Below are 17,267 nucleotides of genomic sequence, written 5' to 3'. Positions count from 1 at the left end.
CTAAGAGTTGGAAAGAGGGATTTATGTGCGTACGCAATGGCAACGTTGGAATCGGAAAGCGAAACTTTGGTTATGGGTCATTACATTAATTGGCGTCGTAGCGGCATTGCCGCTCGGAGCGCAGAGAATGGTGATGGAGGACTCGGCCAATACAGTCGAATACGCATTCGATTATCGGGATATTGTTGAGGTTTCAGAGCATCAGGCGAAGCCTGCGGCATTCTTGAAGGAGCAGTTGTCCCTGCTTAAGGAAGCGGGCATCAACACGATGGCCGTCTATGAGAGCACGCTCAAAGAGCTTGGACAAGCAGGCAGACTTACGTTCTATAACGAGAAGGATGCCGCTTTGCTGCAAGGCAAGCTACCGGACGACCGGGTGAACTACACGTATATCCTATATGCTGGCGAAGAAGAAGAAGAGAAGATAGGCAAAGTCGTTCGCGAAGCATTGGATCGGACGGGCGTCACGTACCGCGATTGGTCGTTCGGCGATCGTAACGGTATTGTGGTTGAGCAATCGCTGACGTCCATGCTGCTTAAGACGATGGACTTTGATCCTATGTCGCTCGAAGCTATTCGTGATGCGGGCTTCCACATTATCGCGAGATTCTCTGATCGTATCGTTCCTTACGACGCCGCGAGAACGGATGCTCAGATGGCCATGCTGAAGGAGTATGGCGTAACAAGACTGCTGTTCGACGGCGAGAAGGCCAAAGGCGCAAGCAATCAGGGCGATCTGAAGAGCTTGGACAGCTTTGGCGAAATGTTGAAGCAATACGATATTGGTTTGACTGCGATTGAGAATTTGAAAAAACCGCAGCAAGGCATTCATAAACTGGCTTATTTGACGGATTATAACGTAGTAAGGGTATATTCGTTGTCGCCGGAAGACAGCATCGAGATGACGAAGGCGGGAATTGCGGATCGTTTCCTATTGGCCGCGAAGGACCGTAATATTCGGTTGTTCTTCCTGAATACCATGTTGCAGTCGAGCATGGATATGGGCAAGCTTAATCATTCGGTGGACAAGCTTGCGCTTGCGATGGGCGGTCCGGACGGAGTAATCGCGACGCTTGAAGATGGCGGCTTCCCTTCTGGTGAAGCACAGCCGTTCGAGTATGAAAATGCTTCGTGGGAGAAGCCTGCTCGCGGCATCGTAGCTCTTGGCGCTATTGCATTGATCACGCTCTTGGTCGCAGCGTTCTTGCCTACTGTAGCTATTCCTGTCTTTTTATTGGGACTAGTTGGTTCTGCAGGCTTGTACGTGCTCAATAGTTCGTTAATGGAGCAGGCGCTGGCGCTTGGCGCGGCGATTGCTGGTCCGACACTTGCGATGATTTGGGTCATGAACAGAATCTATTCTCGTACCGTAGGCGAACGTCGCATGGTCGGCGGAGAAACGTGGAAGGTCGGCGGCGCTTCGTACGAAGGTGAAACCAAGACACAGTGGGTATTCCCTAGCGTGTCTATTGGACGCCGGATCGGCATCGCGCTTAATTGGTTTGTTGTAGGCACATTGATTACGTTATCGGCGGTGCCGCTTGTGTTCGGGTTGCTTCACAACATCACTTACAGCTTGGTGCTGGAGCAATTCCGCGGAGTAAGCGCATTGTTCTTTGGTCCGTTGTTCCTGGTAGCGATCTACGTCTTCCTATATGAGAACAGCGAAGGACAAGGCGTCATTCGTCGCGCGGTGGGCATACTGTCTCGCCCGCTCACACTTTTGTGGGTTGTAGGAGCCGTCGTAATCGGCGCAATTGGTTTCTATTACATTTCCCGTTCGGGCAATGCCGGACAGGTCTCTTCCATCGAGCTTCTGTTCAGGGGTTGGCTGGAATCGACGTTTGGCGTACGCCCTAGATTCAAGGAATTTATGCTGGGTCACCCGCCACTGTTGCTGGGCTTGTTCCTTGCGATTCGTTATCGCGCGGCGTGGGTACTCATTATCGTAGGCACGATGGGGCAATTGTCGATGGTGAGCACATTCACTCATCTGCACACACCGCTCTACATCTCCATCATCCGTACGTTGCTAGGACTTGGCGCAGGCTTACTCATTGGACTTGTCTGCATCGGTGCGTGGATTGTATTGGAAGGAGCTTGGCGCAAATGGGTTCAGCCTCACATTCGCAAACCGTTCGTATAGCGATATCCGGCTTTTACGGATTCAGCAACAGCGGGGACGAAGCCGTTCTTCGTTCCATTCTGCTGGCGCTCGAGGAGCAGGGAGCCTTGCAAGGCGTGACCGTAGAGCCGGTCGTGCTTAGCGCGGATCCGGCATGGACGACCGCGATGTACGGCGTCGAGTCGGCTCATCGCATGCGCCCGGCCGATATCCTGCGGACGATTCGCGGCTGCGACGGCTTAATAAGCGGTGGCGGAAGCTTGCTTCAGGACGTAACTGGCGCAATGACGATTCCGTATTACACCGGAATCATGAAGCTTGCACAGCTGCTCGGCAAGCCGACGTTCGCCTATGCGCAGGGCATAGGTCCGGTGAACCGCCGCTGGATGGACCCGCTTATCCGCAGCGTCATGCGGCGAAGCGCGTACGTGTCCGTTCGCGACGCCGAATCTGCGGCGCTGCTGTCACGCATCGGCGTAGCCGCGAACCGGATCGAGGTTGTACCCGATCCGGTGATGGGGCTGCCGCTGCCAGCGGGCGCGGCGGCCGCAGTCATTGCTGCTGCGAGCGAGGCTGCGCCGCAGCTGGCAAGCGCGAGCGCGAGCGGCCCGGCAAGCTCGCTGCAGGCAGGCGCAAGCGCCGCGGCAGCCGCGCAGGCTCCGGGCGCCGGACGCGCCGCTGCCGAGCCGCCGATCGTCGGCGTCTCGCTGCGCAGCTGGCGCGAGGACGGCGCGGACATGGCGCGCGCCGCGGAGGCGCTAGTCGCGCTCTCGAAGCGCCAGCCTGTGCGGCTGCGCTTCCTGCCGTTCCACACCCCTTCCGACAGAGTCACGTCGGAAGAAGTGATGGAACGGCTGCGCGGCAGGCTCGGCGATGGCAGCAGCGCCGAGCTGGCCGAGCCAGGCGACGACCCGCAGCAGATGCTGCTGGCCGTAAGCGAATGCGACTTGCTTTTCGGCATGCGCCTGCATGCGCTGATCTATGCGGCCAATCGCATGGTTCCGATGCTCGGTCTGTCGTACGATCCCAAGATCGATCAATTCCTACAGCGAATTGGTCTAACGGCAATCGGTACAACAGAGCAGCTGAACCCTGATATTTTCGCGGAAGCAGCTTGCGAGCTGCTCTACAATGCTGACGATTGGCGGAGGCAACATGCTCCATCCATCGACCTTTTGAAACAACAATCGCAACAACCGGCGCAACAAATCATCACTACCTTGCGTCAATATAGATCGAGGTGATTTCCTCATGTCGAAACAACTGCCAACCGTGCCGATCTTTGGCATACCGTTCTCAAAGATGAGTATGGACGAAACTGTCCAGTATTTGACAACGGCTATCGAGGAAGGGCGTCAGACGCATGTCATTACGGCTAATCCGATTATGATTATGGCGGCACTCGACAATCCCGAATTCGCAAACATCATGAATAGAGCCGACTTGATCGTACCGGACGGTGCGGGAGTCGTATGGGCTGCAAAGTACGGAGGCAACCCCGTCGCTGAGCGTGTAACCGGCTTCGATCTGATGCACCGCCTGCTGGAGCAGGGGGAGAAGCGGAGATGGAAGGCGTATCTGCTCGGCACATCGCAAGAAATTATTGAAGCGGCAGCCGAGAAGCTGCAGCTGCAGTATCCGCAAGTGAAGATCGTTGGTTATCGCAACGGATTTTTTGGTCCGGATGACGATGCTGAGATCGTGCAAGAAATTAAGGAGCTCCAGCCGCACCTGCTGTTCGTGGCGCGAGGTATGGATAAGGAAGCTTGGAACATCGAGTTTAAGCAAGAGCTTGGCGTACCGTTCATTATGGGAGTGGGAGGCAGCTTTGACGTTGTTTCTGGTAAACTCAAGCGAGCGCCGATGATCTACCAACGCCTTCGTCTGGAGTGGCTGTATCGTTTGCTTCAAGAGCCGACTCGTTACAAAAGAATGCTTGCTTTGCCGAAATTCGTCGTGAAAGTGCTGCGGAACAAAGAAAATGTAACAAAATCCCGTCCAATTGGTTAAAACCACGCTTTTTTAATGAAAATTGGTTGAAAACGGAGTTGGTATTTCTTTTTCGAACGGAGTATAATTCACTCTGGAGCAAAAACGAGGACGCATGCGGGCGTCAGCCAGAGTCGATTGTACCCGGCTTGTCCGCATAAGGTATCGTTTCGCAGTGAAAGATAAGCGGAGAATCGCTGGACAGAATGGACGGCTGCCGTTTATGTTTTCGGAAAAAGGAGAGTTGCACACATGCCTATCGGCTTACTGTATACCATTGGATTTATTATCGCATTATTACTAGCGCTCGGGATGACCCCGCTCGTCAAGAAGTTCGCGTTTAAGATTGGCGCGATCGATAAACCGAATCATCGCAAAGTACATACGCGTATTATGCCGCGTATGGGCGGACTCGCAATCTACGTCGCATTCGTAGGCGCCTTCCTGCTCGTTCAGCCGTTTATCCCTGAAGGACTGCTTCGTCCGCGTGATGTCAACATGATCAACGCACTGCTGGTCGGCGGAACGATCATTATTATCTTAGGCGCACTGGACGACCGCTTCGAGCTATCTGCTAAGGTTAAGCTGCTTGGTCAGATCGCAGCAGCATGCGTAGTCGTATTCGGCTTCAACGTGCATATTGACCTCGTTAATGTGCCATTCGGCGAATCCATGCAACCTATCGCGCAATGGATCGGTATCCCGCTCACGATTCTATGGATCGTTGGTGTAACCAACGCGATCAATTTGATCGACGGTTTGGACGGCTTGGCTGCTGGCGTGTCCGGTATCGCTATTGCCACTATCGCAGTAATGGCATCGTTGATGGGCTTCCAGCCGGTCATCTTGCTTAGTACGCTGCTTCTAGGCGGCATTATTGGTTTCTTGGTCTTTAACTTCCATCCGGCCAAGATCTTTATGGGTGACTCCGGTTCCCTGTTCCTAGGCTTTAGCTTGGCGACATTGTCGATGCTGGGCTTCAAGCAGGTAACGATTGTATCGTTTGTGACGCCTTTGCTAATTATCGGCGTGCCGCTGTCGGATACGTTCTTTGCCATCGTACGCCGTTGGGTCAACAAAAAGCCGATTTTTGCACCTGACCGTGGTCATCTGCATCATCGTTTGCGTGATCTTGGCTTCAGCCATCGCCGCACTGTTTTAATCATTTGGGGTGTCGCTGCCGTATTCGGCGTCATTGCCATTGTTCAATCAGCAGTTGTACAGTCGAGCGCGGCCAACTGGATTACTTTCGCCGTTATCTGTCTGCTTATGTTCTTCTTGCAGATCGGGGCTGAGCTCACAGGTATCGTTGACAAGACGCGTCGTCCTCTTATCAACTTCCTTGCGCGTATTGGCTTGGTACGAGCTGCGAAGACACAAGCTCGCGGCAAATAAGCTATTATTCCAATATTGTTTTACTTTCAAGCTCCGGGCTTGCCAATATGGCGGGCTGCGGAGCTTTTATTATGCCTACATAGAGAAGTAGTTCTAATTCACCGTATCCCTAAACATCTGAATGACAAACACCGATAAATAAAGTACGGAACTTTTCTGGCGTCAGTGCGTCTAATAATAGCGAAATCTGACTAAAGTGGAAGAGGGAGGAAATGCGATAGATGAGGTTCGACATGAAATGACAAGATGACAAGATGGACAAGCAGGACTATGAAACATGAATAAAGATGGACTATATAAAAGGAGGAACATGTTTTGAAAAGAGCTTTAGCCATTATCCTGACCTTCGCCTTGTTCGTCACTCTGCTGCCGAGCTTTGCAACCACGCAGTCTGCCTCGGCGGCAGGTTCGTACTTTTTGTTCCCGACAGAACAAGATACGATTTCGAGCCCGAGAATCGTAACGACGCCTACCGTGTCGCTTTCCGGTACAATCAATGGTGTTAACGGCTCTTCGATTTCGTATCATGTCGATCAAGTAACGCTTGACGGAAGAGTTTTGAACTACACACAAGAGATCAGCACAGGTATTAATACGACGAACGATAACCGAATTACGGTGAGCGGCGTTACTCTGTTCGCAGGTCTTAACAAAATAACGTTCAAAGGGATTGCGGGAACATCTGAGGTATCCGAATCCATTTATATCGAGTATCGTAACAGCCCAATGCTGTATGACCTAAAGGTATCCTTCGAGAACAATCTCTACGAAATGCAGGAAGCAACTCCTACGATGCTGTATTCGGCAACAACCAATCAGCAAACAACGGGCAACATTGTCATCACGGGTAACGCCCCTAACGCAACCAAAGTGACCATTGTAATCAATGGCCGCAGCTTCGACTTTAACGTATCTTCAAACGGTGACAGCAGATTCAGTACATCGCAACTGTCGATTGACAAGGGCATGAACACAATCGTGTTCAAAGTATACAACGGTGGTCAGATTATTGAATCCACACGTGAAGTGGCATACTATAACGGTGATATTACGTTTTATAACTTGAAGATGGAGGATTCACAGACTACTCCTCAATCGTCCAAGATCGAGAATAATATGAACTTCTTGACCAACAGCAATGCTGCAGGCGCAGTCAATGTTAAGGGCTCAGCTATTATTCCATTACCACTTCGTTCGTTGAACCATTCCGTCCCGGCTCAACAACAAAACGTAATTGAACTAAATGATGCTGATTTCACCAACAAGCTTGCAGCATTGCTCACCATGCAGACCTCCATCAAGGATGGCTCCGGCAACAATATTAATGTAAGCCCTGCTACAGTCAATAATTACGCGGTTGATAGCAGCGGTCAGTTTCTAACTGTTAACTTTACCTTTGCTTTGCCAGCCTTCGCATATGACACTTCTTATCGCGTTCGATTTGAGGCTCCTAACAAAACGGCATTTGGTTATTCGAACTGGTACAATTTCACAGTGCGTAACAGTACACTTGCATATATCCAAGACATTAACTACTTGTCTGGATTCGATTCTTCGATTGCTGGTAATCCGTCGCGATTAATTGGTCTGCAAGGCGTAGATATCCCGGCTGAAGGTGTTAATGTGTACTCCATGCCGATGGCAGTTGAAGTTTTGATCGGGAACTATAGTACATTAGGGGCAGATCTCAGCAGCTTATTCAAAGTGAACGGGGCGACAAGCGGAAGCTTCAGCCAGATCGGCGGCCCTACGCCAACTAGCGAAGTGGTGTATCGCACGATTAATAATGTCGACACGCCGTTCTTAAGAGTATTTGTGCAAATTGATCAGCTGCCGAAATCCGGATCGAATCAAGTTTCGTTCCAACTGAATAAGAATTCTGGTATTGCATCGCAAGAGGTTGTGAACGTGTTGGCCAAGCTGATGTATGGCCCGCATGCGAAATTTGAAGCAATCTCAGATGGTATGAAAGTGGATTTCGATACGGTGCGCAACGACAAAACGTATTTGATTAACACAGACCTCGGAAGACTTGCTGGTCAATTGTTTAACGTAACGAACCAAAACGAAATCGTGTATGAAACAGTAACTGGTGCAACATATAAACAAAGCGTCTTTATGTACATCAATAATGTTGAGATTCCGCTAGAGAGAAATGGGACTATCACAAAGTTCAGGCCAAAAAATATCGATCATGGAACGGAATCCGTTCGAAATGCAGTACGTGAGAATATTTTCAATGTCCTGAACAAATCAGGCGAGAACACATTGAAAATCGTGTTCCGTTCAGGCGGAAATCTGTATGAAAACACGATTAAATTCAGTATCGTGCCTACAAACTTGCCGATTATTCCGGCTCCTGGAACAGAAGGTGTATATCCTTACTCAAGCGGATATGATAATCCATTGCCGAATGATCCAAGCTTTGTGAAGCAAGGCACTGTGTTTGCAACGAAGGAAGCTGACTTTAATGTGTTCGGTACTTTCGACTTCGTCGATCTAGGCAATGAAACAAATATGGCGAGCGTACTGGGGAATATCGGGAACCCCGAGGATTACATCGTTACGATCAGTTCCCCGGATTGGAAAGAAACTGTCGAGTGGAATCTCGGTATGCATTTGTACCCTACCAAGGGCGGTACAGCAGTGCCTGGGTATGAGACTAACCCATTGAATTTTGACATAGATGATGAGTCGGCCGGCGCAGTCAAATCAATTGATGCAGCAATAAAGTTCTATTACGATGTCGACAAGCAAAGCTTCTATTTCATCATGAAAGATCAGTCCATGCCAATTGACGGCAGCTCGCAGGTATTCGTTATTACAGTGTTTAATGCGGGTGTTGCTGGTCCAAGGGCAACTTATCGTTTGGAAATCAACCCGATTTCCATTCCGTATACAATTAAGTCTCCTATGAAAGAAGAACGTATCACCAACCAGAATTTCGTCGAGGTTATCATTAGCTCGCCTGGCGCAGATTCGATGGTAATCGGCAAAGAAGTAGCTGAGAAAGTAAGCTATATCGAATATGTGGGCGGTATCGAAACGTACAAAGAAGCATTTAGGGCCGTCTACAAGGGGCTTCGTGAGAACAGGGAAACCAAAATCCCGTTCACGATAACTAGAGGTGAAGATACGATCAAGCAAGAGCTTGCCGTTAAGTACGTACCGGCTACCATTCCTGGAGCTCAAATGCTTGAGACAATGGGCAGCTCGCACAAGCTGTTCAGCAATGCGTTGGAGCTAACCTTTAGTAAAGGCACGCAGCTGGTAAGACCGAATTACAATGCACAGAATAGCCAAGCGACGCAAGTATATAATGGAAACGAAATCTTGTTCGCCATTGCCAATCCTAACGATGGCATTGTCAACAGGCATATGTATGAAGGTCAACCGCCGAACTATTCGGCGAATAGCCAGGCCGAAGGAAATCTGCACATCGGCTATCGATTCCAAGATATTGCTCGCCAGTATATTAAGGCAAGTCCATTGTTCTGGATCGATGCAGGTCTCGCAGACAATCCTGATCCATCATCGCCAATCTATGATCCGATCAAGACTGGTCTAGATCCGTTCCCGTTCCCGAACATCGCAGGCAAATACACGGGTTCGTTCGCAAGCCGCTGGAATCTGTTTAATCGTGAGTTGGTTCCAACGCAACCAGGTGAATTGACGATTGCATACGATCAGAACATCGTTCAGACAGCAGGCACAACAATAACGGTATTCCGCTTCGATCCATACAACAGCACGTGGGAGAACGTTGGCGGGGTTGTCGATGAGAAGAAACGGACCATTACGGTATCGTTCTCGAAATTCGGTTACTATGTTGCGGCTAAGATGACCAAAGGCTTCAATGATATTACGGATCACCCGTATGCACGTGAAGCGATGGAAGCCATCTATGCGAAGGGTGTAATGAACGCTGTAGATCCGGTTGGCGTATTCGGCACAGACCGTTATGTTACACGTGGCGAGTTCACTCGTATGATCATCCGTGCGCTGGATTTGCCGCTGAATTACGGTGGAAACATGCATTTCACGTATTACCCTGAAACGATTACAAATGCGAATAATGCGAATGCCATTTATGACTATCGCTATATCGAAACCGCTGCTCGCGCAGGCATTGTGCGCGGGACAAGACCTGGCTTCTTCGATGAGGATGTCGAGTTGTCTCGCCAGGACGCATCAGTTATGCTAGCGCGGGCCCTCGACCTCAAGCTGGAGACCGATTCGGTTAAGGCTGTGAAGTCGCTTGAAAAAATCTTCAAGGATTCGGGCATATTCGATTACTACACGGTGCCTTCGGTGCTGGCAATCGAGAAGAAAGGCTTCATTAAAGGGCAGCTGGTAAATCCAAACGAACCGAAAGAAGGTTCCGTATTCCTACCGAAAGCGCGCCTGCTTCGCAGTGACGCCTCGATCATCATGTCCCGAGTCATGAACGACATGAAGAAGCTTCCGAAGATCTACAATTAATGTAACTTCAATTGAGCGTAAGGACCGGCTGCCAAGCCGGTCCTTTCCATTTACATAATCAGGATTCATAGCAGCGCAGATCGGGTATAGAAGCTTGTACGAGATTCATAGGAGTAAAGGAGCAAACTTATCCATGGAAAATGTTTTGCATCGACTCTATGCATATAAACAAGCTATACTAACAACGTACCCGAGAGTGTGCGAGAAAAGATGAGACGATCCTCAAAAAACTTTTTTGCAGGAATCGCAACTTTTCCCTGAAACTAACGTTTAAATACATGACGTTGTCAAAGGGCGCGCAAATGATGTCCAAAATGACATTATACGAGAATCAATTGCCATGTTTTCTCAAGTTCCTCTTTACGCTGGCAATAGCCCATTGTATAATGTTATAGTGATGCAGCTAGTCTAGCATCTATTCTTTCATGGTTTACAAGTTTCTACAGTTTACAAGTTTCTACGACATTGGCTTACATAGGGTTAACCATGTCTGTAGACATCATTTATACAAAATTTACGCTCAACTCTGGGAAGGGGGTGAATCGGCTATGAGGGAAACGAGCAATTCATTATCTGTACAAAACTCTCAACAACCGAAGCAATTTAGAGGAGGAGAAAAAAAGGTTATGAAGAAAAGTTTATCCTTGCTTGTAGCCATCGCAATGGTATTCTCGATGTTCGCATCGGTAGCATTCGCGGCTGACGAGCTTACAGCAGAACAAAAGTATGAAGCACTTGTAGAAGCAGGTATTTTTGATGGTATGGATGACGGTGAAGCTCACCTTGACGATGCTATGACTCGCGCGCAAGCAGCGAAAATCATCGCTTTGTTGACTGGCTACACTGAAGGTACTGAAGTTGAAGATTACGGCTTCAAAGACCTTGTAGGTGCTGGTTGGGCAACTGACTACATCAACTACGTTGCAGGACTTGGCATCGTTGACGGCATGGACGGCGTTAACTTCGCACCAAGCGCTGAAGTAACGATCGAGCAACTTGCTAAGATGGTTGTAGAAGCACTTGATCTTGAAGTTGACGAAGAAGCAACTGTTGACGGCGAAGTTAGCGACTGGGCAGTAGCTTATGTTGCAGCAGCTGTTGAAGCTGGCCTTCTTGCAGCTCAAGAAGACTACACAGTATCCGCAATTCGTGAACTGCTTGTAGTTTCTGCTTACACTGCTTACGAAATCATCTCTGTTCCAGCTGAGCTGGGTCTTGGCACTGTTGCACAAACAGGCGCTAAGAAAATCACTGTAAACTTCAACCGCGCTGCTACTGCTGAAGAGCAAAAAGCAACTACAGTTGAAGTGAAAAACGGAGTTGTTCCTTACACGTTCACAGCTACTTGGGCTGAAGACGGCAAATCCGTTGTTCTGACTTCGACATTCTTGCCAGCTGGCGAGTATGACGTAACAGTTAAAGGTTTCGAAGCTGTTAAAGTAACAGTTGCAGCAGAAAAAGTTTCCAAGCTTGAAATCGGCGCAGCTGCACTTCAAAAAGGTGCAAACCAAGCACTGGGCATCAAAGCTCTGAACCAATTCGATGAGGAAGTTGCTGGTGCAATCTCCAACTCTAACGTAACTGTATTCAACACAAAACTGGGCTCCCCAGTAGGAACTCCTGTTAACCCAACTAGCGATTTCAAAATCGACCTGAGCGGCGTTGACGTTGATTCTAACACTGTTGTAACAGTATTCCACCCAGCAACTGGTCTTTCCCTGACTAAGACTTATAAAATTGTAGCTGCAAGCGGCGTTACTTCGATCCAATTGGGTGCTGTAACTCCACTGAAAGATGAAGTTCGCATCGAAGTTAGCAAAACTGGCTATGTGCTTCCTTACACGCTTGTTGACCAATACGGCAACAACGTTAAATTCACAGCTCAAGCTACTGTAACTAACGAAACTTACAAAACAAGCAGACTGATTGACGGTCTGAACTTTGTTTCCAGCAATGGCGACATCGTTGACCTGCAAACTGTAGCTGTTGACGCTGACGGCGTGCTGACATTCAACACTGGTTCAACTTCCGGTACTGTAGTACTGACAGTTGTTAATCCTGCTACTGGTGCAACTGCATCCGTAACTGTTAAAGTTGAAGCAGCTGCTGGTCTGAAAACATTCACAGTTCAACACCCTGGCGTTCTTGTAGTAGCTGGCGAAGCAGTTAAAGTTCCTTACGCTGCAGCCGACACTTATGGTGCTGCAATTGCTGCTAAAGACGTTCCTGCAAAAGCAATTGCTCTTGGCGATAACTTCAACATCACATCTTCTAACCCTGCTGTAACAGTAGTAGATTCCTTTAACTCCAAAGGTGAACTGAGTCTGACATTCACAGGTAGCGGTTCAACTACAGTATTCGTATGGGTTAATGGCGCTATTGCTTCCCAATTCAGCGCTGATGTTAAAGCAGCTGTAACTTCTGTTAAAGTAACTGGCTTCAAAGCTTCTGCTAAGACTACTCTTGGTGTAGCTGGTCAAGCTGATCTTGGTCTGGGCCAACTGACTGTTGTGGACAACTACGGTCGCGTTCTGACTGCACTTCCAGCAGGATTTGAACTGGTTATTACTGAAACTGCTGAAAACGGCAATACTTCCTTCGATGGAGAAAAAGTAACTGGTCTAGTAGTTGGTACAGAGAAATACACAGTTGGTATCGACAAAGCAGTTGAAGGCGAATTCGACGGAACAGCTGAAGCTGGTACTTCTGTAGAGAAAACTTACACAGTTGTAGCTGTATCCGATATTAAATCGTACGCAATTTCTGATCTCGGCACAATCTACGGTTATGGCGATCTGCTCAACGACATGTGGAATGAAGTTAATAATAATCAATTCTATGACTTCGATGAGCACCCAGTAACAGTTACGCTAATTGGTAAACTTGCTAACGGTACTGAAGTTGCAATTGCTCAAGATACAATTATCACTTCTATCACATCTTCTGACATTGACGTAGCGTTGGTTGAGGGCGATGTAGTAATGGGTGGTAAAAAAGGTACTGCAACAATTACAGCTTGGAAAGGTGCTACTAAGCTTGCAGAAGCAGTAGTAACTGTATCCGATGTTCGTCCAGTTGTAACAACTGTTTCCTTCGAAGAAGCTGTAGTTACTCAAACTGGTAACTCTTACAATGCAGCTGGTAACCTGGTTGCTGAAGATCAATACGGCGCTCCTATGGCTTGGGGTACGTATTCTTCCTCCGACGAAGATGTAGCTATGGTTAACGGCAATGGCACAGTAACTAAAGTCGATAACGGTGAAGCGACTATCACATTCGTATCCGTTAACGGTCTGGTTGCTACATTCACAATTGAGTTTGTTGAAGAAGAAGTTTAAGAATTACTTTTCTTCTAAAGGAAAGAAGCCTGGCATATGCCAGGCTTCTTTTTATTATATGGTTATGAAGTTCATCCCCTGTTCACAGAAATATATTATAATCGCGTATAGATTAGGCAGAAACAAAATTTTGATATATTACGTCTATAATAGTAACAAGAACAGGAGGGCTTTAACATGAACAAGACATGGGCCAAAGTGGGTGTAGTTATGCTCGCTTCAAGTACGCTTTTGCTTCAAAATCCCATCTTTCCTTCAAACTCGCAAAACGTTTATGCTGCGGCTGCTGTGGGTGTTTCGAATCAGGTTATCAAATTAAATGCTCAAAACACATTGACGATTACGGATGCGCAGTTATTAATGCAAGATCAAGGGCGTGTACTTGCCTTTGCTATAGAGATTAACAATAAAGGGAAGACACCGCTCTCGCTGAACGATTACTGGATGAAATTGAAGAATAAATCAGGTCAATCCTTTAGTGTGAAGCTGATTGATGGGGATAAAACTAAAAAATCTGTAGCGGGTTCCTCCACACAAACGCTTACATATTATGCTGTAGTAGATAATGCTTCCAAACTATCGGACTTTGTATTTGAGGCCATCGCTTGGGATTTTAGTGCTAGTAACTACGAAAGAAAGTTAGGTTCGATCCAATACCCGCAGGGATCAACCAATGTTACGAATGTCGGTGCAATTGACAATTTCACCTATTCTACTTCAAAGCTGGCAGGCAAAGCATCCGATCATGTGTTGACGGAAGATCAGAACTACGAGTATTTGACTATGAATTATACGATTGAGAATAAAGGGATGAGTGTTGCGGATCTATCCGGATTGAATTTATTCCTTCAATCATCCGATAACAAGTCTTACTCAGTGAATACTGAGGGACTCAAAGAAATTAAGTTACGTGCAGGCGAGAAGAAAACGGTAACGATTCGCTCTATGCTGCCGAAACAAGTAAAAGGCAAAAGTTTGGTGTTAGTGGCTGCTTCTTATGACGATTCCTCCAAGTTGTATATTCCATTATCAGCTATAAACTTGGGAGCGTTCAACCAAGGTAAAACAGTAGCTGCGGGAACAGCGAGCGTACTGGCAATGAACGGGCAGCGTGTGAACACGTTTATCGATGCTACCTTTATTAGCGGGGTTTCGGAGAAAAAGGAATTATCGCTTGAATACGCATTACGGAACGTAGGAACGGAAGCCGTGTCAGGCCCGTCTCTAACATTCTATCTAATGACATCCGACAATACGTTATATCCATTAACTACGAGTAAATCTCTGAATGATGTAACCTTGCTGCCAAACTTGCGTGAAGTAATTTCGGTTACAGGTATGATCCCTGCAACGGTTGACACCGAAACGGCTAAGTTAGTAATTAAATCAGCGGATGCGGCTACTAAATCGGAGTATGTGGTGGCTGTCCATAATCTTAATGTGTCCTCACAGAATGCTACTATGGGCACCGCTTATACCTATAACAATTATAGTATTAAGTTGAATTCGATTCAGAGCTCAACATCGGAATCGAATGATCTGCTAGTCGCCGACTTAACTGTGACGAATAAAGGCAAAGAATCCTCAAGTATTCCTGAATTAAGTGGATATTTCTTGTTGAATGGCGTAAAGCTTAATGTTGAAACCAAGAAAGTGGCTCTGGAGAATAAACTTATCCTGGATTCGCAGGATTCAAGCCAATTCGTGGTCTATGCGAAAGTGCCTAATACAGTAAATATGAAAACTATATCGTTTGTATTAACCGAAAAGGGTAGCGAATCAACTTCGACCGAGAAAACAATCACCAAGTTCACCACTGATAAACTGAGCTCGGTTCAAACGCTAACACCGGACAAAACGTATGAAGTATTAGAACCCGGAAAACGAACTTCTGCAAAGTTGAATAAGGCTAATATATTTACTGGTGAGAATGGGCGTTACTTCTACTCCGAATTCGAACTAACAAACAAGGAAGCTAGATCTGCCGTCTTATCCTCCTTAGGCGGATATGTGAAGGATGTAAACGGAGAAACATCATTCCTAAACTTCTCGAACTACGAAAAACGTATTCTAAGTAACGGCAAAGTATTGTTGTCTGCTTGGTCGGAGCTCTCCGAGAGCTTTGATGAAACCGACTTCGACTTTATCGTAGGACGATCCATGAATGTGGCTGCCGGAGAAGCAGGCCAAGCAGCAGAGACGCTAATTATCAAGCCAATCAATTACGCGCTTGATATTGATCAAGTTGTAGAGCCGCAAACGAATCTGACGAACATACCATTCGCTGGTTATGATTTGTCCATGCGTAATGTATATGCAACGTTCTCCGTGTTAGGTCCTAATGAAGTGAATGGGATTAAGCTTACCTTTAATTATGATCTCGAGAAAGATAAGCGGTATACTGCCGTTGCAACGGACAACAAGATCATGCTTGAATTCGTAGACCAAGGGTCCGGTAAAGTAGCCTATACCAAAGTCTTATCTTTAGGTACTGGTGAAAGCAATGAAACGATTTTGAAGGAAGCATTGAACGGGTCATCATCTATTGTATTTGAAGATCCGGACTTCCAAGTGAAAATTCAAAAATACGAGGACTATGTTCTCAATGTGTATGATGTATTCCAAGATGCTAGAATACTCGTCGCTACTAAACCGCTGAAATGGTTTATGACACAGTAACCCCTACCCATCCAACCCCAAATCTAGTATCCTATTAAAAGACTACTAGATGGAGAGGAGACTTCATAAGTGAAGCAGAAGGTATGGAAGCTCGCCGGGGCGGCGGTTGTAGTGGCAGCTGGCGTATGGGTGGGTATGGTGGCGGGCAATCCGCTGGCAGCGAACTCCAATGCGGCGTCGCCTGGCACGATAGAAGATCCCGTCGTGACTAAGAGCTACGTGGACGAGCAAATTGCTAAGTTGGCCGGCGGCGGCTCCGTTGGTAATGGATCCAGCGGCAACAATGGCAACGGCTCGAATGGTGGTCAGACCGGCTCTGAAGACGGGCAGTCCACTAAGCTTGAAGTTGTTGAATTGCCAGTAGGGAAAACGCTCATGGCTCCAGCAGGCACAGAGGTGGTTGTGCGTGTAGGCAAAGCCGTTGCTTATAGCTCCGACGAGAACGGAATCTCTGATCTAACCGGCGGTACGGACATCAAGAGCGGCAAGGATGTGCCGACCAATCACTTGATCTGGTTCCCGAGAGATGGACGCGGTATCAAGGGTCACGCAGACGAGAAAGCTCCGCTTACTCTAATTGTTAAAGGTCCTTATACCATTCAATAAGTTATACGAACAAGCCGTCTTGCGCCAAGCAAGGCGGCTTTGCTCTTTACTTGCCACGCATGACATATTCTGCACGCATTGACAATAGGTTATACGCTTGAGCGGCAGCAGCTCGTCGCACACTATAGTCGTAATACTTAATCTTCTATGGAGGTGCTCCATTATGAGCCGTTCAAGCAAAGTAATCGTACCGCAATGCAAATCCGTGTTGAATCAGATGAAATATGAGATTGCAGCCGAGTTCGGACTGTGCAGCAGCGGGTATGCCGGCGGTGGTGAGGATACGGAGTTTGCCGGTGAGTTAGGCGCAACCAGCGCAAGCAACGGAAGCGTGCAATGGTCGACACTCGCGACAAGGCAAGCAGGTTCGGTTGGCGGCGAGATGACACGTCGTTTGATCCAACAAGCCGAGCAAGTTTTGGGCAATGGATTCTCGCTGTAAATCCTCACCATACTCAGGTTTCACTTATATTGCCAAGACCGGCGTCCATTGACACTAAGCGACATTTTCGGTATCATGTTTTTTTAGAAGAAGAGTTGTCTGTCAGCCTTTTCCTTCGGGGAAAGGTTGATTTTTTGAATTCTAAGCATTATACATTTCAAACTTATTAAGAACTTAGAATTCTCGGATGGAACGCGCTGCGACCGCAAAG

Annotated in this window: 9 protein-coding genes; all 9 read left to right on the top strand. The window is 47.6% G+C overall.

All coding sequences use genetic code 11. The features are described 5' to 3' along the window. Positions 1 to 25 precede the first annotated feature (25 nt). The 9 genes from ACX1C1_RS05400 to ACX1C1_RS05360 all read left to right on the top strand — a co-directional run bounded on the left by ACX1C1_RS05400 (position 26) and on the right by ACX1C1_RS05360 (position 17,056). Entirely contained in the window at positions 26 to 2,146 is a 2,121-nt protein-coding gene (locus tag ACX1C1_RS05400) for a DUF5693 family protein (RefSeq protein ID WP_458956109.1), read from the top strand. After that, positions 2,110 to 3,369, top strand: a complete 1,260-nt coding sequence (gene csaB, locus ACX1C1_RS05395) for a polysaccharide pyruvyl transferase CsaB (RefSeq protein WP_458957598.1) — start codon at positions 2,110 to 2,112, stop codon at positions 3,367 to 3,369. Before ACX1C1_RS05400 ends, csaB begins: the two co-directional genes overlap by 37 nt. 7 nt (positions 3,370 to 3,376) lie before the next feature. Next, positions 3,377 to 4,135: a WecB/TagA/CpsF family glycosyltransferase gene (locus tag ACX1C1_RS05390; RefSeq protein WP_458956108.1), complete on the top strand. Its 759-nt coding sequence runs from the start codon at positions 3,377 to 3,379 to the stop codon at positions 4,133 to 4,135. A 231-nt stretch (positions 4,136 to 4,366) separates the two neighbouring features. Then, positions 4,367 to 5,509 carry a glycosyltransferase family 4 protein gene (locus ACX1C1_RS05385; protein ID WP_458956107.1) on the top strand — a complete coding sequence of 381 codons (1,143 nt, stop codon included), beginning with the start codon at positions 4,367 to 4,369 and terminating at the stop codon, positions 5,507 to 5,509. A 315-nt stretch (positions 5,510 to 5,824) separates the two neighbouring features. After that, entirely contained in the window at positions 5,825 to 9,991 is a 4,167-nt protein-coding gene (locus ACX1C1_RS05380) for an S-layer homology domain-containing protein (protein ID WP_458956106.1), read from the top strand. A gap of 548 nt (positions 9,992 to 10,539) precedes the next feature. After that, entirely contained in the window at positions 10,540 to 13,329 is a 2,790-nt protein-coding gene (locus tag ACX1C1_RS05375) for an S-layer homology domain-containing protein (protein ID WP_458956105.1), read from the top strand. Positions 13,330 to 13,506: 177 nt separating this feature from the next. After that, a complete protein-coding gene (locus ACX1C1_RS05370; RefSeq protein ID WP_458956104.1) occupies positions 13,507 to 16,008 on the top strand; it encodes a hypothetical protein in 2,502 nt (833 codons plus the stop codon). A gap of 69 nt (positions 16,009 to 16,077) precedes the next feature. Then, entirely contained in the window at positions 16,078 to 16,614 is a 537-nt protein-coding gene (locus ACX1C1_RS05365) for a hypothetical protein (protein WP_458956103.1), read from the top strand. Between the two features lie 163 nt (positions 16,615 to 16,777). Next, the gene (locus tag ACX1C1_RS05360; protein WP_458956102.1) at positions 16,778 to 17,056 is read left to right on the top strand and encodes a small, acid-soluble spore protein, alpha/beta type; all 279 of its coding nucleotides are present in this window, start codon (positions 16,778 to 16,780) and stop codon (positions 17,054 to 17,056) included. Positions 17,057 to 17,267 lie beyond the last annotated feature (211 nt).

It is taken from the genome of Paenibacillus sp. strain BS8-2 (genome assembly GCF_054483835.1).
This window is presented reverse-complemented; position numbering and strand designations above follow the sequence as displayed.

Bases quoted from the DNA above. Each gene is read 5' to 3' on its own strand.
- ACX1C1_RS05360 (WP_458956102.1), top strand. From the start codon at position 16,778: ATGAGCCGTTCAAGCAAAGTAATCGTACCGCAATGCAAATCCGTGTTG.
- ACX1C1_RS05375 (WP_458956105.1), top strand. From the start codon at position 10,540: ATGAGGGAAACGAGCAATTCATTATCTGTACAAAACTCTCAACAACCG.
- ACX1C1_RS05370 (WP_458956104.1), top strand. From the start codon at position 13,507: ATGAACAAGACATGGGCCAAAGTGGGTGTAGTTATGCTCGCTTCAAGT.
- ACX1C1_RS05385 (WP_458956107.1), top strand. From the start codon at position 4,367: ATGCCTATCGGCTTACTGTATACCATTGGATTTATTATCGCATTATTA.
- ACX1C1_RS05390 (WP_458956108.1), top strand. From the start codon at position 3,377: ATGTCGAAACAACTGCCAACCGTGCCGATCTTTGGCATACCGTTCTCA.
- csaB (WP_458957598.1), top strand. From the start codon at position 2,110: ATGGGTTCAGCCTCACATTCGCAAACCGTTCGTATAGCGATATCCGGC.